This is a genomic window from Nonomuraea sp. NPDC048916, assembly GCF_040649575.1.
Lineage (GTDB): Bacteria > Actinomycetota > Actinomycetes > Streptosporangiales > Streptosporangiaceae > Nonomuraea.
Window position 1 is genome coordinate 19,219 of record NZ_JBEZFS010000012.1, and the last position, 24,901, is coordinate 44,119.

Consider the following 24,901-nt stretch of genomic DNA (forward strand, 5'->3'; position numbering starts at 1 on the left):
TTTGTCCATGGGGTCGTGATTCTCTCCCAGGAATTCAGTGAGCAATCCGGGCTGCAGCTGCCAGTCGCAGGGCCTGACGTCGTACGACACGCATCCCCGACGGCCGGACCGGACTGCCAGATCGACATCAGCCCTGGGCGCGCTCAGTACTCGGGCCAAATGGTCCGGATTTTCAGTCAATAAGAGGATTTTTCGCCACTTTTGGCTCATAGGCAGCCTGGATTCGGTCACTGGAGGGTCTGGGACAGGCGGCGGGTGAGCATGGTGTTGCGGGGGCGGCCGAGGCGGGCGACCGCGAGCTCCAGGGCCTTGCGGTCGCCGACGAGCACCACCCACGAGCGGGCCCGGGTGACGAGGGTGTAGAGCAGCCTGCGGCGCAGCATGATGCCGCCGGCCTCGGCGACGATGGGCGCCACCACGAACGGGTATTCGCTGCCCTGCGAGCGGTGCACGCTGATGGCGTAGGCGTGGGTGAGGTCGTCGAGCTCGTCGAAGCCGTAGGTGACCGGGTCGCCGTCGTCGATGACGATCTCGACCTGGCGCTGCTCCTGGTCGATCTGGGAGACCGTGCCCGTCTCGCCGTTGAAGACGCCCTTGTCGTAGTTGTTGCGGATGGGCATCACCCGGTCGCCGACGCGGAAGACCGAGGCGCCCGACCAGTGCTCCGGCTGCCCCTCGCGGGCAGGGTTGAGGCGTTCCTGGATCAGGCGGCCGAGCTCGGCGGTGCCGGCCGCGCCCCTGCGCATCGGGCACAGCACCTGCACCTGGGAGGGGTCCACCTGCTGCTTGCGCGGGATCGCCACCGTCGCCAGGTGGACGACACGCTCGGCGACGGCCTCGGGGGTGTCCACCTCCTCGAACCAGAAGCCGCCACCGCCCGGGATCGCGGGCAGCTCCCCGGATCGGATGCGGTGGGCGTTGCGGATGATGCCGCTGCCGTCCGCCTGGCGGAAGACGTGCGTCAGCCGTACCCGGGGGATCTCCTCGACCCGCAGCAGGTCGGACAGCACGCTGCCGGGGCCGATGCTGGGAAGCTGGTCGCCGTCGCCGACGAGCAGCAGGTGGCTGCCCGAGGGCACCGCCGAGCACAGCCGGGTGGCCAGGTGCAGGTCGAGCATGGACGCCTCGTCGACCACGATCAGGTCGGCCTGCGCGGGCGTCTGGTCGAACAGGGCGTCGGGGTCGGGCTCGTGGGCCAGCAGCCGGTGCACGGTCATCGCCGGCAGGCCGGTGAGCTCCGACAGGCGCTTGGCCGCCTTGCCGGTGGGCGCGGCCAGCGTCACCCTGCCGCCCATGGCCCGCGCGGTGGCCGCGATCACCCTGACCGTGTGGCTCTTGCCGCAGCCCGGGCCGCCGGTGAGCACCGACACGGTGCTGGTCAACGCCATGGTCACGGCCGCCCGCTGGTCGTCGTGCAGGTCGGGGTCCTCCCGGAAGCCGCGCATCGGCAGCGTCGAGCGGGCCTGCCAGAGCCGGGCCAGTTGCTCGGCCAGCTTGACCTCGCGGCTGTGCAGCTCCTTGGAGTAGACGACGGTCTGGTCGGGGGCCGCCTCCACGACGACCCGCCGCTCGGCCGTGAGGGCGTCGATCACCGGTCGTAGCAGGTCTTGGTCCTGCTCGATGAGCTCGGCGGTCTGCGTGAGCAGCGCGGTCGTCGACAGGTAGCAGTGGCCGCCGCTCGCGGCCGCCGACTCCAGCCGGTCGAGGATCGCCGCCCGGATCCGCTGCGGGCTGCGCTCCGACACCCCCGACTGCAGCGCGATCCGGTCGGCCGTGTGGAAGGCGATGCCCCTGACCCGGCCGATGAGCTGGTAGGGGTCGGATTTGAGGATGCCGGCCGAGTCGGAGCCGTACACCTGGTAGATCTTGGCGGCGAGCAGCGGGCTGATGCCGAAGCCCTGGAGGACCACCATCAGCGCGGCGATCTCCTTCTGCTCCTGCCAGGCCTCGACGATCTGCGCCTGCCGGGCCGGGCCGATGTTGACGACCTCCGTGAGCCGCCCCGGCTCGGTGTCGATGACGGTGAGCGTCTTGTCGCCGAAGTGGCTGACGATGGCCTGCGCCAGGCGCGGGCCGATGCCGCGGATCAGGCCCGAGCCCAGGTAGAGCTGGATGGCCCGGACGGTCGACGGGACGACCCGCTCGCAGGTCGCCACCTGGAAGCGGCGGCCGTGGCGCGGATGCTCGCCCCACTCGCCGGTGAGCCGGAGCGTCTCCCCGGGCTGCACCCCGGCCAGCGCCCGCCCGGTGGCGACGAACCCGGCCCCGCTCCCGTCGCTCATCCGGGCGACGGTGTATTCGTCCTCGCGGACGTACACGAGCTGCTCGACCGAGACGTCCACGGCAAGAATCCAATCATTCCTGTACGGCTACGCAGCTTAGGAGACCGCACCGACAGATCGCGCCGGACCGCCGGCTCCCCGTTGCGGACGTCAGGCGTGGATGGAGCCGTTGATCACATCCCAAGGTAGGGGCCTTGGACTGGTTCTTGAGGGACGTTCGCCTCGGGTGTGAAGCGGGGGCTGGGAGGATGGTGGAAACGGTGTTGTTGTGACGTGATGGGGAGGAATGTCGTGATCGTTGTCGGGGTGGACGGGTCCCGGGCCGGGCTGGAGGCCGCTGGATGGGCCGCGAGGGAGGCGGCGCTGCGGGAGGTGCCGCTGACCGTGGCGCACGCGATTCCGGCATGGGCCGTCGACACGCGTGAAGGCCGCTTCGCCGACGTGGCCCGATGGATGCGTGAGGGGGGCATGACGGTCCTGGCCTCGGGGGAGGAGCGGGTCCGTCGGGAGGCGCCGAAGGCGGGCGTCGAGACGACGCTGCTGCCCGGCGACCCGCGCGCGGCCCTGATCAAGGCGGCCGAGGGCGCCGAGCTGCTCGTGGTCGGCAACCACGGGCTGGGCGGCGTCCGCGGGATGCTGGTCGGCTCCGTCGCCTACGGCGTGGCCGGGCACGCGCCCTGCGACGTCGTCGTCGTGCGGGAGCTGCCTCCGTCCTCGCGTGCCGAGGTGGTCGTCGGCGTCGACGGTTCGGCCGCCTGCGAGCGCGCCGTCGACTTCGCGTTCGCCGAGGCCTCGATGCGCGGGGCGCGGCTGCGCGCCGTGCACGCCCGGATCTGGCCGGACGTGCACGAGCCGGGCTCGGTCGGCGGCGAGCTCGACCTGCTCAGTGCGAAGCTGGCGGGCTGCCGCGAACGCCACCCCGGCGTGCCCGTGATCGAGGAGGTCGTGCAGGGCCATCCAGTTGAGGTGCTGCGGCAGGCCTCCGAAGGCGCCGCCCTGCTCGTGGTCGGCTCCCAGGGGCATGGCGTGCTGTCCGGCATGGTGCTCGGCTCGGTCAGCAACGCCATGCTGCAGCATGCCCCATGTCCACTGGCCATCGTCCGCAGCGGCAGGTGACGTCAGTCGCCCGACTTCCACTGGGCGATCAGCTTGTCGTAGTCGAGCGTCTCCGGCTTGCCGCGCTCGTCGGCGAGCTTCGGCGCCGGGGCGCCCGGCTGGTCCAGCCAGTACTGGGCGGGTTGCTCCGGGTTCAGTTTCGGCGCGCAGGCGCCGCCGTAGCCGCGGCGCTCCAGCCGGGACAGGATGTCGTCCTGCTGTTTGGCGAGGTTGTCCATCGACTGCTGGGCGGTGGTCTCACCGGTGACGGCCGTGGCGACGTTCTGCCACCACAGCTGAGCGAGTTTGGGGTAGTCCGGCACGTTGGTGCCGGTCGGGGTCCACTGCTTGCGGGCCGGTGAGCGGTAGAACTCGATCAGCCCTCCGTACTTGGCGGCGTTGTCGGCGAAGTAGTCGCTCCTGATGTCGGAGTCGCGGATGAAGGTCAGGCCGGTGATCGACTTCTTCAGCGACACCGTCTTGGACGTCACGAACTGCGCGTACAGCCAGGCGGCGGCCCGGCGCTCCTTCGGCGTGTTCTTCAGCAGCGTCCACGAGCCGGCGTCCTGGTAGCCGAGCTTGTTGCCGTCCTTCCAGTACGCGCCGTGCGGGCTCGGCGCCATCCGCCACTTCGGTGTCCCGTCCGCGTTGACGACCGGCAGGCCCGGCTTGGTCATGTCGGCCGTGAACGCGGTGTACCAGAAGATCTGCTGGGCGATGTTGCCCTGCGCGGGGACGGGACCGGCCTCGCTGAAGTTCATCCCGGCCGCCTCCTTGGGCGCGTACTTCTTCAGCCAGTCGACGTACTTCGTGAGCGCGTAGACCGACGCCGGGCCGTTGGTGTCGCCGCCGCGGGTCACCGAGGAGCCGACCGGGCGGCAGTTCTCCACCCTGATGCCCCAGTCGTCCACCGGCAGGCCGTTGGGGATGCCGGCGTCGCCGTTGCCCGCCATCGACAGCCACGCGTCGGTGAAGCGCCAGCCCAGCGACGGGTCCTTGCGGCCGTAGTCCATGTGGCCGTAGACCTTCTCGCCGTCGACGGTGCCGTTGCCGTTGACCTTGTTGGTGAAGAAGTCGGCGATGTCCTCGTAGGCCGCCCAGTTGACCGGCACGCCCAGGTCGTAGCCGTAGGCGTCCTTGAACTGCTTCTTGATCGCCGGATCGGTGAACCAGTCGTAGCGGAACCAGTAGAGGTTCGCGAACTGCTGGTCGGGGAGCTGGTAGAGCTTCCTGTCCGGCCCGGTGGTGAAGCTGATGCCGATGAAGTCGTTCAGGTCGAGCGTGGGGGAGGTGACGGCCTTGCCCTCCCCGGCCAGGTAGTCGGACAGCGGCAGCACGTAGTCGCCGCGCGAGTGGGTGCCGATCAGGTCGGAGTCGTTGACGTACGCGTCGTAGCTGGTTGCCCTGGATCTGGGTCTGCAGCTTCTCGATGACGTCACCCTCCTGGATCAGGTCGTGCTTGAGCCTGATGCCGGTGATCTCGGTGAACGCCTTGGCGAGCTGCCGCGACTCGTACTCGTGCGTGGTGATCGTCTCGGACACCACGTTGATCTCCATGCCGCGGTACGGCGCGGCGGCCTTGATGAACCAGTCCATCTCGGCGAGCTGCTGGTCCTTGGACAGGGTGCTCGGCGTGAACTCCTGGGAGACCCACTTCTGCGCGGCGGCCTTGCCGCGAGCCTCGGTGAAGTCGCTCTGACCGGCGCCGTCGCCCTGCGAGCAGGCGGCCGCCAGGAGGACGAGCGCGGCCGCGGTGGCCGTCGCCCGTCCTCGTGGGACTTTCCTGTGGAACGGCATGATCGGGTCCCTCCTGTGTCAACCCCAGATACCGATGACCACCGCCACCAGCAGCGCGCACACCAGTGCGAGCCACATGGACAGGTCGGTGACGGCGATCCACCCCGCGAGCACGACGGCCGCACTGATGAGGCCGATGTAGAGCCGGTCCCCCCGATCGGTCTCGATGCGTAGAAAGCCCCGCCGCGCGACCGGTGGGGAGAAGTGGGCCCAGACCGCCATGACGCAGAGCAGCAGGGCGAGCCCGGTGAACACCAGGGCCGTGGGCGGCGTCCAGACCATCCACTCGAGCATCGTCAGACCCTCCCCAGGGCGAAGCCCTTGGCCACGTAGTTCCTGACGAACCAGATGACGACGGCGCCTGGGATGATCGTCAGCACGCCCGCCGCCGCGAGCAGCCCCCAGTCGACGCCCGCCGCGCTCACGGTGCGCGTCATGGTGGCGGCGATCGGCTTGGCGTTGACCGAGGTGATGGTCCGGGCGATGAGCAGCTCGACCCAGCTGAACATGAAGCAGAAGAACGCGGTGACCCCGATGGCCGAGCGGATCATCGGCAGGAAGATCCGGATGAAGAACCTCGGCAGCGAGTAGCCGTCGATCGCGGCTGTCTCGTCGATCTCGCGCGGGATCCCCGACATGAACCCTTCCAGGATCCACACCGCGAGCGGGACGTTGAACAGCATGTGGGCGATCGCGACACCGAGGTGCGTGTCGAACAGGCCGACGCTCTGGTAGATCTGGAAGAACGGCAGCAGGAACACGGCCGGCGGCGCCATCCGGTTGGTCAGCAGCCAGAAGAACAGGTGCTTGTCCCCGGCGAACCTGAACCTCGAGAAGGCATAGGCGGCCGGGATCGCCACGATCAGCGACATGACCGCGTTCATCGACGTGTAGACGATGGAGTTCAGGTAGCTCGAGTACCACGCCGGGTCGGTGAAGAAGGTCTGGTAGTTCTCGAGGGTCGCCCGCTGCGGGATGAGCGAGAAGCTGCCCAGGATGTCGTCGTTCGGGCGGATGGACATGCCGAACATCCACAGCAGCGGCAGCATGAGCGTGGCGGCGTAGAGCCAGAAGACGGTACGCGCCCAGGGGAGTTGCCGCCGGGCCCGCCTCGCCACCGCGACCTGCCCTCCGGCCATCGCGCTCACCTCCCGGCCCTGGTCAGCACGGTGAAGAAGACGTACGAGACGATCTGCACGATGAGGAAGTAGAGCAGTGAGAAGGCGCCCGCCGGCCCCAGGTCGAACTGACCGACGGCGATCTTCGACAGCAGGACGCTGAGGAACGACGTGGCGTTGCCGGGCCCGCCGCCGGTGACCACGAACGGCTCGGTGTAGATCATGAAGCTGTCCATGAACCTGAGCAGGATCGCGATCGTCAGCACCCCGCGCAGCCGCGGCAACTGGATGCGCCGGAACGTCGCCCAGGCCGAGGCGCCGTCGATCTGCGCGGCCTGGAAGTAGGGGTCGGGGATCGACCGCAGCGCGGCGTAGGCCAGCAGCGCCACCAGCGGCGTCCAGTGCCACACGTCCATGACCAGGACGGTGATCCAGGCGTCGGTGGAGTCCAGCGTGTAGTTGAAGTCGACGCCCAGCACGTGGTTGATCGTCCAGCCGCCCAGCCCGATGTCGGCGCGGGCGAAGATCTGCCAGATGGTGCCCACCACGTTCCACGGGATGAGCAGCGGCAGCGCGACGACGACCAGGGCCACCGACACCCAGAACCCGCGGCGCGGCATCGCGACCGCGATTGCCACCCCCAGCGGGATCTCCACCAGCAGCACCTGCGCCGAGAACAGCAGGGTCCGCAGGAAGGCGGCGCGGATCTCCGGGTCGCGCGTCACGGCGCGGAACCACTCCAGGCCGACGAAGATCCGGTCGTTCGGGCTGAAGATGTCCTGCACCGAGTAGTTGACGACGGTCATCAGCGGGATCAGCGCCGTGAACGTCACGGACACGACGACCGGCAGCACGAGCAGCCAGGCCCGGTTGTCCCGCGGCCTGGCCTCCACGCGCCTGTCCGGCTCGTCGCGCGGCGCGCCGGTCCCGTCCCGCGTCTGGCCGTCCGTGACGGCGGCGATCTGGTCGGTCACGCCTCGCCCCTCCCGTTCACTCCGCCCCCGCCTTCCCGCTCCTCCGATCTCTCGTCTCTCCGGTTCTCTCGCACCTCGTCTTCCCGGCCCTCCGTTCTCTCGCCACTCCCGTTCAGAGGTGCGAGCAGCCCGCACCTGACCGCGTCCCGGAACAGGAACGCCCGGTCGGTGGCGAAGCGGACGAAGCAGGGGTCGCCCGGCAGGAATGGGGGGCCGGTGTCCGTTTTCACGACCAGGGGATGGCCCCCCTGGCCCCCATGCCCATCCCGGCCGTTCTGCGGGGTCCGTCCTGGCCGTCCTGGTCGTTTACGAGGACGTGCACCAGGTCGTACGCCCCCATGCGGTCCACGCCGGTCACCCGCCCGGCCACTCCCGGCGTGGACCGGGCGGAGTCGATCACGGCGAACTCGGGACGGACCCCGATGCGCACGGGACCGGGCGGCAGGTCGCCCACCGCCCGCCCGACGGCCGCCCGCCCGACCCGCACCACCCCGCCGGTGATCTCGGCAGGCAGCACGTTCATGCCGGGCGAGCCGATGAAGTGGCCGACGAACTCGTGCGCCGGTGACAGGAACAGCTCGGTCGGCTCGCCGGCCTGCACGATCTCCCCGTCCTTGACGACCACCACCTCGTCGGCGAAGGTCAGCGCCTCGGTCTGGTCGTGGGTGACGTAGATGAAGGTGTGCCCGGTGTCGCGGTGGATCTCCTTGAGCGTGCTGCGCAGCGTCCACTTCATGGCCGGGTCGACCACGGTGAGCGGCTCGTCCAGCAGCACCGCGGCCACGCCCGGCCGGACCAGCCCGCGCCCCAGGCTGACGATCTGCTGCCGTCCCGGATCCAGCCGCCGTGACCTGCGGCGCAGGTGGTCGTCCAGCCCGAGCATCCCGGACACCCGGCGGACCCGCCGGTCGACCTCCGCCTTCGGGTACTTCCGGTTGCGCAGCGGGAACGCCAGGTTGTCGTAGACCGACATCTCCTCGTACAGCACGGGGAACTGGAAGACCTGCGCGATGTCGCGGCCCGCGGTCGGCACGGCCGTCACCTCGCGGTCGTCGAACCAGATGCGGCCCGTCGTCGGCGTGAGCAGGCCCGAGATGATGTTCAGCAGCGTCGTCTTCCCGCAGCCGCTCGGGCCGAGCAGCGCGTAGGCCCGGCCGCTCCGCCAAGTCCAGGTCATCGGCCGCAGGGCCCAGGTGCGGCCGCCGTCGTAGCTGTGGCCCACGCCTTCGAGGCGGATGTCAGCCATGCAGGTCGACCTCCGCGGCCGAGGCGGCGAGCAGGCGGCCGCCGTCCTCGTCGAAGACGAAGATGTGCGCCGGGTCCACGGAGACGGTGGTCGACTCGCCGGGGACGAACAACTGGGTGCCCGGCAGCTGGGCGACGAGGTGCAGCCGCCCGGCCAGCAGGAGGTGCAGGAACGTGGCGCTGCCCGTCACCTCGGCGAGCCGGATCTCGGCGGGGAACGTCAGTGTGCCCGGCTCGCCGTCGCCGATCGTGACGTGGTGTGGCCGCACCGCCAGGACGACGGCGCGGGCGGCGGCGTGGGCGGCGGCGTGGGCGCGCGGCGCCGGGAACGAGGTGCCGAGGCACTCCACCCGGCCGTCGCGCACGACTCCCGGCAGCAGGTTCAGCGGAGGGTCGCTGAGCGCCGCGGCGACGGCCAGCGTCGGTGGCCGGGCGTACATCTCGGCGACCTCGCCGACGTGCCGCACCCGGCCCTCGCCGAGGACAACCGTCGGCGCGGCGAAGGTCAGCGCCTCGGTCGGGTCGGCCGTGGAGTAGAGGATCACGCCGGAGGAGTTCCGGAACATGCTCTTGAGGTCGGCCCGCAGCTGCTCGCGGAGCTTGAAGTCGAGGTTGGCCAGCGGTTCGTCCAGCAGCAGCACGTCGACGGGCCGGGCCAGCGCGCGGGCGATCGCGGTGCGCTGCTGCTGGCCGCCGGACAGCTCGGCGGGTCTGCGGCCGAGCAGCTCGCCGATGCCCATGAGCTCGGCGACCTCGCGTACCCGCCGGTCGATGCCCGCCCGGGACAGGTCGCGGGCCAGGCGCAGCGGGGAGGCGATGTTCTCGTACACCGAGAGCGAGGGGTAGTTGATGAACTGCTGGTAGACGAAGGCGACCGACCTTCTGCGCACCGGGACCGAGGTGACGTCCGTCCCGTTGACGGTGATCCGGCCGGCGTCGGGCGGGAGCAGCCCGGCGACGACCCGCATGAGTGTCGTCTTTCCCGCTGTCATGGGCCCGACGAGCATGGTCATTCCGCTCGATAATTCGAGGGAGATGTCGTCGAGCCAAATCTCTCCGTGCCGCCGGAGGCGGACCTCGTCGAGAATCAGCGACATGTACCCGGTCCTCTCTCCGCCGATGCATGATCAATCGCACGCCGACAGCGAATACGAGGTCAGCGCGTTGATCGCGACAGTCGAGACGCCCTGCAACCCCATCTAACATGCTTCACATCTGCCTGCAAAGGGCACAGTTGATGTTGAATTTCGTGATCGGGCCACGGTGCATCAACCGGGAAAGGGAAAGCCCACGTCATACGGCCCGCGCCGGAATGGGCGCGGGCCGCGCGGATATCTCGTTACCGGCTGATGCGCACGGCGTCCGCGATGACGTAACCGGTGCCCGCGGTCCACCGGCTGACGCCCACGACGTTCTGCGTGCCCGCGGCGAGCGAGAACGAGCCGATCGTGCGCCAGGCTCCGCCGCCCGATCTCTGGTCGACGTAGACGGTCTGGTTGCCGCTCGACGTCGCCACGATGTACGGGGCCGAGCTGTTGTAGCCGGGATCCGCCGGATACCAGACCTCGACCTTGTAGGTGCCGGCGCTCGGGATGTCGGCCTGGAACCAGGCCACGTCACTGCTCGACACCGGGGTGGCGAACCGGTAGTCCGCGCCGTTGCGCTGGCTGGAGTAGGAGGAGGTGCCCCAGTTCGCGCTGGCCGTGAACTGGCCGGCCGTGGCGTTGTCGACCGTGGTCGTCCACGCCGGCGGTGTGGTTCCGCCGGTCACGTAGTTCATGTACGTGGTCCAGTTCCAGTGCGAGCCCGGGTCGGTGTGGGTGGCTCCGGGGACCTGGTTGTGGCCGATGATGTGGGTGCGGTCCTTCGGGATGCCGTACTTGTCGCAGACGTAGCGGGTCAGCGCGGCAGAGGCCCGGTACATCGCGTCGGTGAACCAGGAGGCGTCGCTGACGAAGCCCTCGTGCTCGATGCCGATGGACCGGGTGTTGTAGGTCCAGTTGCCGGCGTGCCAGGCGATGTCCTTGTCACGCACCATCTGGGTGATGGCGCCGTTGGACGACTTGACCACGTAGTGCGCCGAGACCTGGGCGCTGGGGTTCTGGAACCAGGAGATGGTGCCCGCGTACGAGCCCTGGGTGACGTGGATGACCACCCGGTCGATCGCGTAGCTCGACTCGCGGCTGGACACGGTGTAGTTGCTGGAGCTGGCCGCGACCCAGGACGCGGGCGGGTAGTCGGGGCTCAGCGCCTCGGCCTGCGCGCTCAGGTCACGGGCCTTGGCGTAGGCGCCGCGGTCGGCGGTCACCTCCTGCGGCTTGACCGTCACGCCGCGCGCCTCCAGCCCGAGGCCGAGCAGCTCGTAGACGGCGTCGGCGTACAGGCGGGCGAGCTCGGGGGAGGAGGCGTTGCCGTACTTGGCGACGGCCTGGTACCAGCGGCCGGCGTCCTTCCTCGCGGCCTCGTCGAGGCCCAGCTCGTCGGCGTAGGAGCGCAGGACCGCGGCGCCGCCGAGGATGTTGGCCTCGTCGTCGGCGCGCAGCTTGCCGACCGGCAGCTTGGTGAGCTCGGCCGCCTTCTCGAGCGTGTGCGCGGCGGGGTTGCTGACGAGGTGCATGAGGCCGTAGCCGTTGCTGGCGCTGGGCTTGCCGTCGTGGCCGTCGAGATGGGTTTCGGCGTAGCCGAGCGCGACGAGCAGGTCGCGCGGGACGTCGTGCTCGGCGGCGGCCCGGTCGAAGGCCGCGGGCAGGGGCGCCTCCTTGGCGGCCATGGCGGGCTGGCCGCCGGTGACCAGGAGCGCCGCGAGGGCGGTGGCGACGAGAGCTGCTAATCGCGTGCGGGCGAATGTCATGAGGAGCTCCTCGTTGGGGGGCAACGGCATGCACATTAGGTGAGTTCGCTGACAAATGTCGATAATTGACATTACTGAGGAGTTAGAAGAAACTTTTCGCCCGCGCGGACGGGTTGTGAAGTCGGGTGTGGGGGGTTGCGGGCCGGATGTGGGCAGCGGGAAAGTTGGGCCCCCGGATCGGGTGAAAACTATTGCGCTGTAAATGATCGACGGTGAAACTTCCCTTCGTGACCACGCATCGCGTGAGCCGGTCAAGGCGGCTCGTCGAGGCCATCGCGGGCTCCGTCCCGCGCGTCGTCCTGGCGGCCCTCACCGCCGCACTCCTCTGCGCCGCCGCGCCCGCCCCCTCGGCGACGGCCACGGCGGCTGCCGCGCAGGCCGCCGTGTCGGCGGCCTGCGCCACCGACCCCGCGAAGCCGAAACGGCAGCTCCGCGCCATGTGGATCTCCTCCGTCGCCAACATCGACTGGCCGAGCCGCACCGGCCTCAGCGTGTCGGCGCAGCAGGCGGAGTTCCGCGCCTGGCTCGACCTCGCCGTGCACAAACGCATGAACGCGGTCATGGTGCAGGTCAGGCCGACGGCCGACGCGTTCTGGCCGTCACCGTACGAGCCGTGGTCGCAGTGGCTGACCGGCACACAGGGCGGCAACCCGGGCTACGACCCGCTCGCCTTCATGGTCAGCGAGGCCCACGCGCGCAACCTCGAACTCCACGCGTGGTTCAACCCGTACCGGATCGCCAACCACGACGACCCCAGCAAGCTGGTGGCCAGCCACCCGGCGCGGCAGCACCCCGCCTGGCGCTTCGCCTACGGCGGCAAGCTCTTCTACAACCCCGGCATCCCCGAGGTCCGCGACTTCATCGAGGACGCCATCATGGACGCCGTCACCAGGTACGACATCGACGGCGTGCACCTCGACGACTACTTCTACCCCTATCCGGTGAGCGGCCAGACCATCCCCGACTCCGCCACCTACGCCCAGTATGGCGGCGGCTTCGCCAACATCGGCGACTGGCGCCGCGAGAACGTCAACCTGCTCGTCAAAGAGCTGGACCAGCGCATCCACGCCGCCAAGTCCTGGGTCTCCTTCGGCGTCAGCCCGTTCGGCATCTGGCGCAACGCCTCCACCGACCCGCTCGGCTCGGCCACCTCAGGGCTGCAGTCCTACGACGTGATCTACGCCGACAGCAGGCTCTGGGCGAAGCAGGGCTGGGTCGACTACCTCGCGCCGCAGATCTACTGGCACATCGGTTTCGGCACGGCCGACTACGCGGTGCTCACCGCCTGGTGGTCCGGCGTGGTGCGCGGCACCGGAGTCCAGCTCGTCATCGGCCAGGCCGCCTACCGGGCGGGTGCCTCCGGCCAGGACGCCGCCTGGCAGGACCCGGCCGAGCTCAGCGACCACCTGACCGTCAACCGGCAGCATCCCGAAGTGTCCGGCGACGTCTATTTCAGCGCCAAGGACGTCAGGGCCGACCGGATCAGCTCGTTCACCACCCTGGCGAACACCCACTACACCCGGCCGGCCCTGCTGCCCGCCCGCGGCGGCGCCGCCGCGCCGTCCGCCCCCTCGATCACCTCGGCCACCCTCGGGCCGAGCGGCGTCGCCCTCTCCTGGCAGGGCTCGGCCACCTCCTACGCCGTCTACCGCGTGGACGGCACCCCCGCCACGGCCGACCCCTGCTTCTTCGCCGACGCCCGCAACCTCATCGGCACCACCAGGCAGACCTCCTTCACCGACACCACCGCCTCGGCCGCCGCCTACACCTACTACGTGACCGCGCTCAACCGGACCCACCAGGAGAGCGCGGCGAGCGCCGGCAAGGCCGTGACCGGCTCCGGCGGCGGGTTCAGCGTCGTCGTGGACAACGCCGGCGCCGGCTTCACCGCCGGCTCGGCGTGGGGCACCTCCGCCTACTCGTCGCAGTTGTACGGCACCGACTACCGGTTCGCCGACCCCGTCGCCGCCAGCGACCCCGCCTGGTTCAGGACGGCCATCCCCAGCGCCGGCAGCTATCGGGTGGAGGTCTGGTATCCGGCCAACGCCGGCTACAACAGCGCCACCCCCTACATCGTCGCGGCCGGCGGCGGCAACCAGACGGTCACCGTCGACCAGCGCGCGAACGGCGGCCAGTGGCGCTCCCTCGGCACCTTCACCCTCGCCGCGGGCACCTACGACGTGGTCGGGGTGAGCCGCTGGACCTCGGCCACCGGCTACGTCATCGCCGACGCGGTGCGCATCACCAGGCTCTGAGCGGCGGACTACCTCGGCAGCGATTGCTGGTCCGGAAGCGGTCAGGTGGTTTGGGAGTCCCAGTGGGCGACCGTCCACTGGGCGGCCTGGTCGCTGAGCGTGATGCCGAGCCCGGGGCGGTCCGGGACGACCATCCGGCCGTCGCGGATCTCCAGCCGCTCGTTGAACAGCGGCTCCAGCCACTCGAAGTGCTCCACCCACGGCTCCTGGTCGTACGCGGCGGCGAGGTGCAGGTGGATCTCCATCGCGAAGTGCGGGGCGAGCTGGAGCCGGTGATGCCGGGCGAGCGCGGCCAGGCGCAGGAACGGCGTGATGCCGCCGATGCGCGGCGCGTCCGGCTGGACGATGTCCGCCGCTCCGGCATCGATCAGCGCGGCGTGCTCGGCGACGCTGGTGAGCATCTCGCCCGTGGCCACCGGCGTGTCCAGCGAGCGCGCCAGCATGGCGTGCCCGGCGTGGTCGTAGGCGTCGAGGGGCTCCTCGATCCAGGTCAGGTCGTACTCCTCCAGCGACCGGCCCATCCGCTGGGCGGTGAGCCGGTCCCACTGCTGGTTGGCGTCGACCATCAGCGGGAACCCGTCGCCCAGGTGCTCGCGCACCGCCCTCACCCTGGCGAGGTCGGCGCGGGTGTCGGGCCGGCCGACCTTGATCTTGATGCCGCCGATCCCGCGCTCCAGCGCCCCCGAGGCGTTGGCCAGCACCTGCTCCAACGGCTCGTGCAGGAACCCGCCGGAGGTGTTGTAGCACCGTACGGTGTCGCGGTGGGCGCCGAGCAGCTTGGCCAGGGGCAGACCGGCCCGTTTGGCCTTGGCGTCCCACAGCGCGATGTCGAAGGCGGCGATGGCCTGGACCGCCAGCCCGCTGCGCCCGACGGAGGCCCCCGCCCAGGCCAGCTTCTCCCACAGCCGCGAGATGTCGTTGGGATCCTCGCCGATCAGCTCGGGGGCGATCTCCCTGGCGTGCGCGTACTGGCCGGGGCCGCCCGCCCGCTTGGAGTAGCCGAACCCGATGCCCTCGTGGCCCTGTTCGGTGCCGATCTCGGCGAACAGCAACGCGACCTCGGTCATCGGCCGCTGCCGCCCGGTGAGCACCTTGGCGTCGGAAATCGGAGTGTTCAGCGGCAGCGAGACGGACGACAGCCGGACCCGGGCGATGCGATCGTTCGATTCCACGAGGCCCAGTCTGTCAGGAAAGCGCTTACCGTGCTCGGTTCGCAGCGCCGGTGACGTCCGTGGCTCGGCGGAGGTGGAAATGGGGTGAGAAGGCTAGCCTTCGGTCATGTCGACGCACGAACGGGAGATAACGGCCCGTACCGACCTGTGCCTGCCGAACGGACGGCTCAACCCGGACGCGGTCGGGTGGACGCGACGCCCGCTGCACCGGGGCAACCTGCGCGGCTGGGGCCGGGCCAAGCGCTGGGAATACTGGGGGATCGTCACCCCCTCACACGTGATCGGGCTCGTCGCGTCGTCACTCGACTACGCGGGGGTCCACGGCGTCTACGTCCTCGACCGTGCCACGGGCGTCGAGATCTCCAAGGACGCCGTGGTGCCGCTGGCCCGCGGGGCCTCCTTCCCCGACCGCAGCGGCGAGGGCACCGCCCACGTCAGCGGCGGCGGCGTGACCATCGACCTCGCCCAGCACGCCGGCGGCACCTCGCTGCGCGCCGTCGCGACCGGCATCGAGCTGGACGTCGAGGTGCCGCTGCCCGAGGGGCACGAGTCGCTCGGCGTGGTGGTGCCCTGGGGGCCGTCCCGGTTCCAGTACACGGTCAAGGACCTCGGCCGGCCGGTACGCGGAGTGCTGCGACTGGGGTCGGCGGAGCACCGGCTGAGCGAGGCCGACGCGTTCGCGGTGCTCGACCACGGCCGGGGCAAGTGGCCCTACTCCATGACCTGGAACTGGGCGGCCGGCTGCGCGCCCGGCCTGGCCATCCAGCTCGGCGGCAAGTGGACCGACGGCACCGGCATGACCGAGAACGCGTTGTTCGTGGACGGCCGGTTGCACAAGATCGGCGAAGAGCTGACCTGGACCTACGACCGCGGCGACTGGCTGCGCCCGTGGAAGATCACCGGCGAGCGGGTCGAGGTGGAGTTCACTCCCTTCCACGACAAGATCTCGCGCACCGAACTGGGCGTGGTGGGCAGCCGGACGCACCAGTGCTTCGGCCACTTCACCGGCCGGGCCCGCGCCGACGACGGCACCTGGGTCGAGCTCGACGGCCTGACCGGCTGGGCCGAAGAGGCCCGCCAGCGCTGGTGACCGGCTCGCCCGAACCGGCCCTTCGCCCGAACCGGCCCTTCGCCCGAGTCGGTCGCCTCACCCGAACCGGTCGCCTCGCCCGAGTCGGACGTCTCACTCCAGCTGGGCCGTGAGCGTTCGGGCGAGGCGGAGGACTCTGCCGGTGCCCTTGCGGGCCGCGAAGGCGGTCAGGGCCGGGAGCTCGCCACGTGCCTGCGACCAGCGGGCGACCCGGGTGGCCAGGTCGACCAGGTCGATGTGCGCCTTGGTCGGGTGGCCGGTGTTCTCGGGAAGCAGGGGCGGCATCGCCGTGGTGAGGACGCGCCACACGTCGTGGTGCATGCCGTTCACCGCCTCGGCCTCCAGCCTGTCGACCAGGACGCGCAGCGTGATCTCGTTTCGCCGTACCCGCTCGGCGAGCTCCGCGCCCAGGTGCTCGGCCGGGAGGTCGCCGGCGGCGGCCAGCCGGCGCAGGGCGCGGAGCGGGAGAGCCGTGTCGTCCTCGTAGTAGGCCAGAGGGAAGATCCGGTGCGCGAGCAGGACGGCGAGGGCCGGTCCGGTGGGCCCCGCGGCGTCGGCCAGGTCGAGCAGGAGCTTCGACGGCATCCGCGCCTGGGGCGGGAGCGGCTGGTGCCCGATCAGGTGGGCGGCCACCACCTCCCGGTGCGACGGCAGGACCGCGGGCCAGTGCTCCATCATCCCGCCGAGGTGCCCGTCGCAGACGAAGTTGACGTGCCGGGGCTGGGCCGCGAGCAGCTCGTCGACCAGCGGCAGGCCGGTGGGCGCGGCCTCGACCGTGGTGGTCATCCAGATCCGGGATCCCAGGCCGTCGTCCGCTCCCGACCAGGTCACCCGCACGGCTGGGTCGGGCAGGCCGTCCCCGGCCAGCCAGCGGGCCGTCCGGCGCCCCGCCTCCGAAGTGAGCGCCGCGGCCCGTACGGTCACCGCCGGGTCGATCTCGCGGGGCAGCCGGAGCAGCGCCTGCTGGAAGTCCGCGGGCAGTGGCTCGACCCCCGCCGCCTCCAGGGTCTCCAGCCTGGTCACCAGCTCGTCCGGATCGACGTGACCGGTCGACAGGCTCGGCGTGGCGAGCAGCAGCGGCGGCAGGGTGCCGGCGCGCGCCGCGGTGCGGATCTCGTCGTACCTGCGCAGGATGAACAGGTGCATCGGCGAGGCGCGCCTGGGCTCCGGCAGCCGGTCGGGCTCGTCGCGCACGATCGGCGGGAGCCCCCTGTCGCGGCGCAGGTGGTTCATGAACGCGATCCTCTGGGTCTCGAACACCCGCCCCGAATCCACCAGGTCGATGGCGAGGACGAGCATCCAGACGCTGTGCTCCCGCCACTCGTCCCGGGTGAGTCGCCAGTCCTCGGTCCCGGCGATCGGCGCCAGCGCCGTGCGCAGCGCCTCCGGGTCGCGGGTGGCGAGGTGGACGAAGGCCGCCAGCGAGCGTTCGACCGCATGAGGAGAGTCGTCCAGGCACAGTTCGGCCAGCTCCCTGGCGGTTCCCGGCGGTGTGACGGCCGGGACCGGCCTGGGCGGCGCGGGCAGCCGCCGGGGGACGAACACCTCCTCCGGCTGCGACTCGGGCTCCGGCTCCTCGACGAGCTCGCCGCCGATGGCGCCGGCCAGCCGGTTGCGCAGGTCGGGCGGCAGCGTGCCGGTGCCCTGCCGCAAGGTCTCCCGGCCGGCCTCCGTGAAGTGCTCCGCGTGCCGGACCGCGAGCAGCGCCGCCGCCTCCTGCACGGTCCGCGCCTCGTGACCGAACGCCATGGCCAGGGCGGGGGCCAGGTCGTCGGCCCGTTCCGGGGCCTGCCGTAGCGACTCCCGCAGCCAGCTCAGCCCGCCGCGTACCAGCCCGGCCTCCGCCCGGAACAGCAGCCCCTCCAGCGCCTCTACCACGTCGGCCGGGTCGAGGGCGGGCAGCGCGCGCAGGTGCCGCAGCGACAGCTCGGCCACCGGCCCCGGCGCGGTGGGCAGCAGGCGCGCGTAGTCGATGGCGTGCGGCGCGAGCTCGGCGGGCGTGGGTTCGAGCAGTTCGTGCAGCCGGACGAAGAACCGCAGGTCGGGGCCGTCGCCGCCGCGCAGGAAGCGGCGGCGGCAGCCGTCGAGCAGCAGGTCGCGGCTCACCTCGCGCTCGGCGGCGAGACCGTGCAGGAACGCGGCCCAGGCCCGGTCGTCGCGGAGCCGCCGCCCGACGCCCTCGGCTTCGAAGATCCGCGGCAGCAGGTGCTCACGCAGCGGGTCGTCCCGCCGCGGCTCGGCGGACACCCACCCGACGACCAGCGGGTCGTGCTCGGGCGGCGTCGCCCCCGTACGGCGGAACAGGGCCAGGGCCAGCGCGAGGTTCGGATTCCGCGGGTCGCGGCGGCGCGCGGGACGGAGCCGGAGCGCCAGCCGCGCGGCCAGGTCGGCCTGCCAGGCGGCGGGGCGCGCGGCGATCACCTCGATCAGCGGCTCGATCGCGGCGGGCCGCAGCCCGCCGGCCAAGTCCCAGCGGTCGAAGTCACGCCGGTTGATCCAGGTCACCACGGCCTTGGCAGAGCTGATGGTGCCCGCGCCGGCGATCCGCATCGGCTCGACCCAGCCGTCGGTGTCGGGCAGGCCGTGGTCAGCCTTCGGGCCGTGATAGGTCCAGATCCTGATCTGCGACTGCTCGTAGTCGTGCTGGGAGATCTCGCCGCGTTCCTTCAGGCCCAGCAACTCCTCCTGCGCGGCCTGGAGCGCGCGGTCGCGCGCCGCCTCGTTGTTCGTGCGGGACCGGTGGGCCCGCTGCCGTGCCACGGCGATGTGGCCGGGCAGCTCGCGGGCCACCTCGTGCCGGGCGGGCTCGTCCAGGGCCTTCAGGGTCTCGACGAGCTTGGCCAGGTCGCCGGTGTCGATGAGGTCGCACACCGTGGCCCAGGCGGATTGGTTCGGTGGCATGGCGCGGTCTCCTCTGGTCGGTGCGTGGAGTCGTGATCTTGTCAGAGCATGCCGACATTTCCGAGCTTGTCGTGAATCAACGGGCTTGTCGTGAATCAAAAGGTCGAGCAGGATCGCGCAAATGGACGAGACCGGGTATGTGCGGGTTGTGCGGCAACGGGCTCGGCTCATCCTGTGGTTGATCGTGGTCTTCGCGGCGGGCGCGGCCGTCATACCGGACGTCGTCACCCATGGCGAGTCCGCCTGCCCGCCGAGGGACACCCGGGTCACGGCCCCGTACGCGATCACCGGTTACTGGGTGGTGCCCCGCGCCGACCCGTGCCTGACCCGGCGCACCGTGGAGGCGATGCACGCGCTGGGCGGCGACACGATCATCACGTTCGGCCCCCGGTTCGCGCTGAGCACGGTCGACGCCGGCGGGCGGGTGCGCACGAAGGGCGAGGCCGATCCCGGCTTCGCCGGCTGCCTGGAGGGCGGCAAGCCCTGCTACCTGGCCGCCCGTGACGCGATCCCCGGCAAGACGATCCGCCGCGTCTTCACCTATACGACCAGCGAGCGGTTCGGGCCCGGCGTGCTGCGCTGCGAGGGGCTGGACCGGCGGATCGAGAGCCGCGGGCGCGTCTACTACCGGCTGCTGCTCGGACGCTCCTGCGCCGACAGCGTGTACGACCTCGTCCTGGTCGCGACGGACGGCGACGGCGTGGGCAACCTGCTGGCCGAGGCCGCCGGCTACGGCATGAAGGTCTACCCGGGGCTGCCCGCCGCGCCGCAGGACCCCGTCAAGCCGTGGCTGCCCGATCTGGCGCACCTGGACGCGCTCAACGCCTTCACCGGGCGGGTGCTGGCCGACTACCGGCAGAGGTACGGGACGTGGCCGTCGCTGGGCGGGGTCTACCAGTCGTTCGAGCTGGCCATGCGGGACCGGGCGCCGCGCGACGAGGTCCTCACCCTGTACGCGGCCCAGCACGAGGTGGTCGCCGCCACGCTGCCGGGCCGGACGATCACGGTCAGCCCCTACTGGGACGCGCGCCGGTCACGGGGGTTCCCGCCGGAGTCGGTGGGCCGGGGCTTCGCGGAGATCGCGGCGACCCGGGCCGGGGCGCCCATGGCCATCGCCATCCAGGACGGCCGCGGTGTGGGCAAGGTGCCCGTCTACGGGGCCGACGAGGCCGGCGCCGAGGTGGCCGCGCGGCTGGTGCCGGTCGTGGGCAGGCTGACCAACCGGCAGGCCTATCACGGCTCCACCCGCGACTACGTCGAGGCCGCCGCCCGGCACGTGGTGCCGGGGGTGGAGCTGTGGGTGAACGTGGAGGTCTTCGAGCCCACCCCGGTGGCAGGGGAGTGCGGCAGGGCCGATCCGCTGCCGTTGCGGGGACGGGCGGCCAAGAGCCGGGTCGACCAGCAGATCATGGCGGTGGGACGGCACGCGACCAAGATCATCGCCTATGGCTGGGACCCGTTCCTGACCTGCCGGCCGAACTGGGACACCCCCTCGCTGAGCGACGACCTGGCGGCGGGCTGGCAGGAGCCGATCATCGTGCACGCCGCCCTGGAGCGGGGCGGGATCACGGTCGAAGGCCACAACCTGCGCGGCGGCACGCTCCAGATCGCCTACCGGCAGGCGGGCGCGGGAGTGAAGACCGTGGCCGTGGCCCAGGGCCGGCACGCCCCGCGCGCCGGGGCGGGCGCTCCCGAATCGGCCTGGGCGCCCTTCGTCCCCGACCGCCTGGATCCGGCTCACCCCTGGATCACGGTCAAAGCCGTGAACGGCGCGGGCCGTGCCAGCACGAGCGGTCACACCTTCCGCGGCTGAGCGGTGACCGGCTCGATCTGGTGGGGTGGATCTGGGTCAGGTCAGGGTGGCTTCGTGTGGGTTCCAGTCAGGGGGCAGCGGTTCGGGGATCGGGGACGTGGACGCGAGCGGGCGGAACTCGCCTCGCTCGCCCGACTCCGTGACGGCCGTCATGATCTCCAGGACGTGCAGCGCGAGCGCCCCCGACGCGCGGTGCGGGGTCCCGGCGCGCAGCGACCTCGCCAGGTCGAGCACCCCGATGCCGCGCCCGGCCGTCGTGCCGGTGAGGGGGAGCTCGCGCCAGTCGGCGTCGTGCCGGCCGCGCGCCAGCAGGGGACCGCCGAAGGTGTTGGGGTCGGGGACCGACAGGGCGCCCTCGGTGCCGATGATCTCGATCATCCTCCGGCTGACCGGCGAGTCGAAGCTGAAGGTCGTGGCCGCGATGGCGGTGCCGGTGAAGTCGACCAGGGCGTTGACGTGGGTGGGCACCTCCACCGGGAAGGCCGTGCCGGCCTTCGGGCCGGAGCCGATGACCCGCTCCGTGCGGGCCCGGCGGGTGCCGGCGGCGACCCGGGAGGCCGGGCCCAGGAGGGCGATCAGCGTGGTCAGGTAGTAGGGGCCCAGGTCGAACAGCGGCCCGGCGCCGCGCTGGTAGAGGAACTCCGGGCTGGGGTGCCACGACTCCGGTCCGAGGCCCTGGGTGGCGGCGGTGACCGCGACCGGGACGCCGATCAGCCCGGCGCGTAACGCGGCGATCGTGGACTGGATCCCGGCGCCGAGGAACGTGTCGGGCGCGTTGCCCACGCGCAGGCCCCGGCCGCCGGCCTCCGCCAGCACCTTGGCCGCCTCGTCCAGGTCCAGCGCCAGCGGCTTCTCGCCGTATACGTGCTTGCCCGCGCGTAAGGCCTGGAGCGCCACGGACGCGTGCGCGGCGGGGATCGTGAGGTTGACCACGATCTCCACCTCGGGGATCCTGAGCACGGTCTCGACGGTGCCCGACACGGGCACCCCGTGCTCCTCCGCGACCTCCGCCGCCCGCGCCGGTTCGAGGTCGGCCACACCGAGCACCCGGACGTCCGGGAAGGCGGTGAGATGACGCAGGTACTCACCGCTGATCACACCGGCGCCGACGAGGGCGACGCCCACCGGTCCGTCGCTCAAGAGGCCTCCGCCGAGGTGAGAGAGGTGAGAAAGGCGTGGCTGGCCGCGAGGGCCTCGAAGACGTCGCCCGCGCAGCTGTCCAGCTCGACGATCCGCCAGGCGCCGGGGGCGGCGGCGAGGATGCCGGGCACCGGCATGACGCCCCGGCCGACGGCCGTGTGCGGCTCCTTCTTACCGCCGGGGCCGCCGGGACCGTCCTTGACGTGCAGCGCGAGCACCCGGCCGGCGAGCCGGCGCAGCAGGCCGGGCACGTCCGCGCCGCCCACCGCTGCCCAGTACGTGTCGATCTCCAGGAACACCTCGGGCGCCAGCAGATCGGCCAGCGCCTCCAGGGCGTGGCGGCCGTCGATCCGCGGCTCGATCTCCCACCAGTGGTTGTGGTAGCCGAGCCGCATGCCGTGGGCGGCGGCCTGCGCGGCCAGGCCGTTCAGCAGGTCGGCGGTGCGGGCCAGGCCGTCGGGCGAGGTGAACTCCTCGTGCGCGATGCCCCCGGGGATGATGACCAGGTCGGTGCCGATCGTGGCGATCGCGTCGAACACCTCGGCCGGCTCCTCGCCGAGCAGCGCGTACGCGTGCGTGCTGGAGACGGTCAGCCCCAGGTCGTCCACCACCCGGCGGAAACCCTTGGGATCGGTGGTCGGATCGTAGGGCTCGACGGCGCCGTAACCGAGGCCGGCGATCCGGCTCAGCGCGGCGTCGCGGTCGGCCGCGATCTGCTCTCTGACGGTGTAGAGCTGGACGCCCAGCGGCGCGGTCACCTGCTCTCCCCTCCGCGCACGCCCAGCAGGTGTTCCAGGGCCAGCTGGTTGAGGTGGCTGAAGTGGTATCCGCGCTCGGCCGCCACGTCCGGGTCGAAGTCGTCGGCCGCGAGGTCGGCCAGCGTCTCGCCCTCTGCCAGCGTGGGCACGGCGAGCTGGTCGACGCGCGAGGCCCGCAGCGCCTCCCGCACCTCCGGATCCGCCCGGAAGGCGCGCGCCTTCTCGCGCAGGATCAGATACGTCCGCATGTTCGCCGCGGCCGACACCCACACGTCCTGCGGGTCCTCGGTGCGCAGCGGCTTGTAGTCGAAGTGCCTGGGCCCGTCGTAGCCGCCGTGCTCCAGCAGGTCGACCAGGAAGAACGCGCTCTTCACGTCGCCGTGGCCGAACACCAGGTCCTGGTCGTACTTCGGCCCGTGCTGCCCGTTGAGGTCGATGTGGAACAGCTTGCCGTGCCACAGCGCCTGCGCGATGCCGTGCACGAAGTTCAGCCCGGCCATCTGCTCGTGCCCCACCTCGGGGTTGAGCCCTACCATTTCCGGATGTTCCAGCTCGTTGATGAAGGCCAGCGCGTGCCCGATCGTGGGCAGCAGGATGTCGCCGCGCGGCTCGTTCGGCTTGGGCTCGATCGCGAACCGGATCTCGTACCCCTGGTCGAGCACGTAGCCGCTGAGCAGGTCGAGCGCCTCCTTGTAGCGGGCCAGCGCCGAGCGCACGTCCTTGGCCGCGTCCGACTCGGCGCCCTCGCGGCCGCCCCAGCACACGTACGTCCGCGCGCCCAGCGACGCCGCCAGGTCCAGGTTGCGCATGACCTTGCGGATCGCGTGCCTGCGCACGTCGCGGTCGTTGCTGGTGAACGCGCCGTCGCGGAAGACGGGGTGGGTGAAGAGGTTCGTGGTGGCCATGGGCACCTTCAGCCCGGTCTCGCCGATCGCCTTCCGGAACGCCGCGATGGCCTTCTCACGGTCGGGCTCGACGGCGAGCAGGTCGTCGTCGTGGAACGTGACGCCGTACGCGCCGAGCTCGGCGAGGCGGTGGACGCTCTCCACCGGGTCGAGCGGCGGGCGGCTGGCCTCGCCGAACGGGTCGCGCGCCTGCCAGCCGACGGTCCACAGTCCGAAGGTGAAGCGGTCGTCGGGGGTTGGCACGAACGCGGTCATGGTGGGGCCTCCCGCAGCTTTACCATTAAGTCCACAATCTGCACATAATCCTCGGAGGCGGATGTGGCATCGTCAAGAGGCGTGCGGCACGATTCCATGCGCGCCCGCAATCTCGCCGTGGTGCTCGGCGAGATCCGCGGCGCGGGGCCGCTCACGAGGGCCGCGCTCGCCGAGCGGACCGGGCTGACCAAGACCACCGTGTCCAAGCTCGTGTCCGACCTGCTCGACGCGGGCGTGGTGGCGGAGAACGGCGCCGTGCGCGGCGGCGAACGCGGCCGTCCCGGCGTCGCGGTGCGCCTCAGCGGCCACCGCGTGGCCACGCTCGGCCTGGAGATCAACGTCGACTACCTCGCCGTGTGCGTCGTGGACCTCACCTGTTCGGTACGGCTGCGCCGTACGCGGTCGGCCGGCAACCGCGACTCCCGCCCGGAGCGCATCCTCGGCGAGCTGCGCGAGCTGGCGGAGTCCGCGGTGTCGGAGGCGGAGGCCGCCGGGCTGCGCATCACCGGCGCGGCGCTCGCCGTTCCGGGTCCCGTCGAGCACGGGTTGCTGCGCAACGCCCCGCATCTCGGCTGGCGCGACGTCCGGGTGGCGGACCTGCTCGACCTGCCGTTCGAGGTGGACGACTTCGACGTGGACGACTTCGAGGTGGACAACGAGGCCAACCTGGCGGCCCTGGGCGAGCTCTGGTTCGGCTCCGGGGTCACGGACTTCCTCTACGTCTCGGGGGAGATCGGCATCGGCGCCGGGCTGGTGGTGGACGGCTCGGTCTTCCGTGGCACGTACGGGCTGGCCGGGGAGCTCGGGCACGTCGTCGTCGAGCCCGACGGCCCCGCCTGCCGGTGCGGTGGGCGAGGCTGCCTGGAGGTCTACGCGGGCCAGGACGCGCTGCTCGGAGAGGTGGGCTCGATCCCCGACCTGGTCGCGCGGCTGGAGGCGGGCGACCGGGCGGCGCTGGCGGCCTGCGAGCGGGCGGGATGGGCGCTCGGGCTGGCCCTCACCTCGGCCGTGCACCTGCTCGACCCCGGCATGATCGTCCTGGGGGGCGTCTTCGCCCCGCTGTTCCCCTGGCTGGAGGGGCCCGCCGGGCAGGCCCTGTCCGGCCGGCTCGGTCAGATGCGCCGCACCCCGCCCCGCCTCGCCGTCTCCGCGATCGGCCCGGACGCCGCCATCCTGGGCGCGGCGGGGCTGGTCATCCAGCGGGTCATCGCCGACCCGGCGGGCGTCCTTGGCCTCTGACGCGCCGGCGA

The 24,901-nt window shown here is 71.5% G+C and carries 19 protein-coding genes; 6 read left to right on the plus strand and 13 right to left on the minus strand.

What is annotated here, in order from left to right:
* Positions 1-227: 227 nt before the first annotated feature.
* Complete coding sequence (locus AB0C16_RS14100) at positions 228-2,342, minus strand: ATP-dependent RecD-like DNA helicase (RefSeq protein ID WP_357682452.1); 2,115 nt, start codon at positions 2,340-2,342, stop codon at positions 228-230.
* A gap of 231 nt (positions 2,343-2,573) precedes the next feature.
* Between AB0C16_RS14100 and AB0C16_RS14105 the strand changes: the two genes are divergently transcribed.
* Entirely contained in the window at positions 2,574-3,398 is an 825-nt protein-coding gene (locus AB0C16_RS14105; protein ID WP_357682454.1) for a universal stress protein, read from the plus strand.
* 2 nt (positions 3,399-3,400) lie between these two features.
* Here the strand turns inward: AB0C16_RS14105 and AB0C16_RS14110 are convergent, their stop codons facing one another.
* Positions 3,401-4,816 carry an ABC transporter substrate-binding protein gene (locus AB0C16_RS14110; protein ID WP_357682456.1) on the minus strand — a complete coding sequence of 472 codons (1,416 nt, stop codon included), beginning with the start codon at positions 4,814-4,816 and terminating at the stop codon, positions 3,401-3,403.
* A 35-nt stretch (positions 4,817-4,851) separates the two neighbouring features.
* Here AB0C16_RS14110 and AB0C16_RS14115 point away from each other — a divergent pair, with 35 nt between their 5' ends.
* A complete protein-coding gene (locus AB0C16_RS14115) occupies positions 4,852-5,076 on the plus strand; it encodes a hypothetical protein (RefSeq protein ID WP_357682458.1) in 225 nt (74 codons plus the stop codon).
* A gap of 116 nt (positions 5,077-5,192) precedes the next feature.
* Here AB0C16_RS14115 and AB0C16_RS14120 read toward each other — a convergent pair whose 3' ends face one another.
* The 6 genes from AB0C16_RS14120 to AB0C16_RS14145 form a co-directional block, all read right to left on the minus strand.
* Positions 5,193-5,468: a DUF2160 family membrane protein gene (locus AB0C16_RS14120; RefSeq protein WP_357682460.1), complete on the minus strand. Its 276-nt coding sequence runs from the start codon at positions 5,466-5,468 to the stop codon at positions 5,193-5,195.
* 2 nt (positions 5,469-5,470) lie between these two features.
* Positions 5,471-6,223 (minus strand): carbohydrate ABC transporter permease, encoded by a 753-nt coding sequence (locus AB0C16_RS14125; RefSeq protein ID WP_357683044.1) that lies wholly within the window; start codon positions 6,221-6,223, stop codon positions 5,471-5,473.
* Positions 6,224-6,318: 95 nt separating this feature from the next.
* The gene (locus AB0C16_RS14130) at positions 6,319-7,266 is read right to left on the minus strand and encodes a sugar ABC transporter permease (RefSeq protein WP_357682462.1); all 948 of its coding nucleotides are present in this window, start codon (positions 7,264-7,266) and stop codon (positions 6,319-6,321) included.
* Positions 7,267-7,492: 226 nt separating this feature from the next.
* Positions 7,493-8,512 carry an ABC transporter ATP-binding protein gene (locus tag AB0C16_RS14135; protein WP_357682463.1) on the minus strand — a complete coding sequence of 340 codons (1,020 nt, stop codon included), beginning with the start codon at positions 8,510-8,512 and terminating at the stop codon, positions 7,493-7,495.
* Positions 8,505-9,608 carry an ABC transporter ATP-binding protein gene (locus AB0C16_RS14140; protein WP_357682465.1) on the minus strand — a complete coding sequence of 368 codons (1,104 nt, stop codon included), beginning with the start codon at positions 9,606-9,608 and terminating at the stop codon, positions 8,505-8,507. Before AB0C16_RS14140 ends, AB0C16_RS14135 begins: the two co-directional genes overlap by 8 nt.
* 242 nt (positions 9,609-9,850) lie before the next feature.
* Positions 9,851-11,362 carry an N-acetylmuramoyl-L-alanine amidase gene (locus tag AB0C16_RS14145; protein ID WP_357682467.1) on the minus strand — a complete coding sequence of 504 codons (1,512 nt, stop codon included), beginning with the start codon at positions 11,360-11,362 and terminating at the stop codon, positions 9,851-9,853.
* 227 nt (positions 11,363-11,589) lie between these two features.
* Between AB0C16_RS14145 and AB0C16_RS14150 the strand changes: the two genes are divergently transcribed.
* The gene (locus AB0C16_RS14150) at positions 11,590-13,617 is read left to right on the plus strand and encodes a family 10 glycosylhydrolase (protein WP_357682469.1); all 2,028 of its coding nucleotides are present in this window, start codon (positions 11,590-11,592) and stop codon (positions 13,615-13,617) included.
* A gap of 41 nt (positions 13,618-13,658) precedes the next feature.
* Here the strand turns inward: AB0C16_RS14150 and AB0C16_RS14155 are convergent, their stop codons facing one another.
* Positions 13,659-14,789 (minus strand): mandelate racemase/muconate lactonizing enzyme family protein, encoded by a 1,131-nt coding sequence (locus AB0C16_RS14155; RefSeq protein WP_357682471.1) that lies wholly within the window; start codon positions 14,787-14,789, stop codon positions 13,659-13,661.
* Positions 14,790-14,895: 106 nt separating this feature from the next.
* Between AB0C16_RS14155 and AB0C16_RS14160 the strand changes: the two genes are divergently transcribed.
* Positions 14,896-15,879, plus strand: a complete 984-nt coding sequence (locus tag AB0C16_RS14160) for a DUF2804 domain-containing protein (protein WP_357682473.1) — start codon at positions 14,896-14,898, stop codon at positions 15,877-15,879.
* Positions 15,880-15,972: 93 nt separating this feature from the next.
* Here AB0C16_RS14160 and AB0C16_RS14165 read toward each other — a convergent pair whose 3' ends face one another.
* Positions 15,973-18,780 (minus strand): DUF6493 family protein, encoded by a 2,808-nt coding sequence (locus AB0C16_RS14165; protein ID WP_357682475.1) that lies wholly within the window; start codon positions 18,778-18,780, stop codon positions 15,973-15,975.
* Positions 18,781-18,901: 121 nt separating this feature from the next.
* Between AB0C16_RS14165 and AB0C16_RS14170 the strand changes: the two genes are divergently transcribed.
* Entirely contained in the window at positions 18,902-20,593 is a 1,692-nt protein-coding gene (locus tag AB0C16_RS14170) for a DUF4434 domain-containing protein (RefSeq protein WP_357682477.1), read from the plus strand.
* A 36-nt stretch (positions 20,594-20,629) separates the two neighbouring features.
* Here the strand turns inward: AB0C16_RS14170 and AB0C16_RS14175 are convergent, their stop codons facing one another.
* Genes AB0C16_RS14175 through xylA form a run of 3 tightly spaced genes read right to left on the minus strand, consistent with a single transcriptional unit; the run spans position 20,630 to position 23,651 of the window.
* A complete protein-coding gene (locus tag AB0C16_RS14175; RefSeq protein WP_357682479.1) occupies positions 20,630-21,733 on the minus strand; it encodes a Gfo/Idh/MocA family oxidoreductase in 1,104 nt (367 codons plus the stop codon).
* Positions 21,730-22,491, minus strand: coding sequence for a sugar phosphate isomerase/epimerase (locus AB0C16_RS14180; RefSeq protein WP_357682481.1), 762 nt, complete (start codon positions 22,489-22,491; stop codon positions 21,730-21,732). The genes AB0C16_RS14175 and AB0C16_RS14180 overlap by 4 nt, the downstream gene beginning before the upstream one ends.
* Positions 22,488-23,651, minus strand: coding sequence for a xylose isomerase (gene xylA / locus AB0C16_RS14185; protein WP_357682483.1), 1,164 nt, complete (start codon positions 23,649-23,651; stop codon positions 22,488-22,490). Before xylA ends, AB0C16_RS14180 begins: the two co-directional genes overlap by 4 nt.
* Before the next feature lie 81 nt (positions 23,652-23,732).
* On the opposite strand from xylA, the gene AB0C16_RS14190 reads away from it, so the two are divergent.
* The gene (locus tag AB0C16_RS14190) at positions 23,733-24,890 is read left to right on the plus strand and encodes an ROK family transcriptional regulator (RefSeq protein ID WP_357682485.1); all 1,158 of its coding nucleotides are present in this window, start codon (positions 23,733-23,735) and stop codon (positions 24,888-24,890) included.
* The last annotated feature ends 11 nt before the right edge of the window (positions 24,891-24,901 follow it).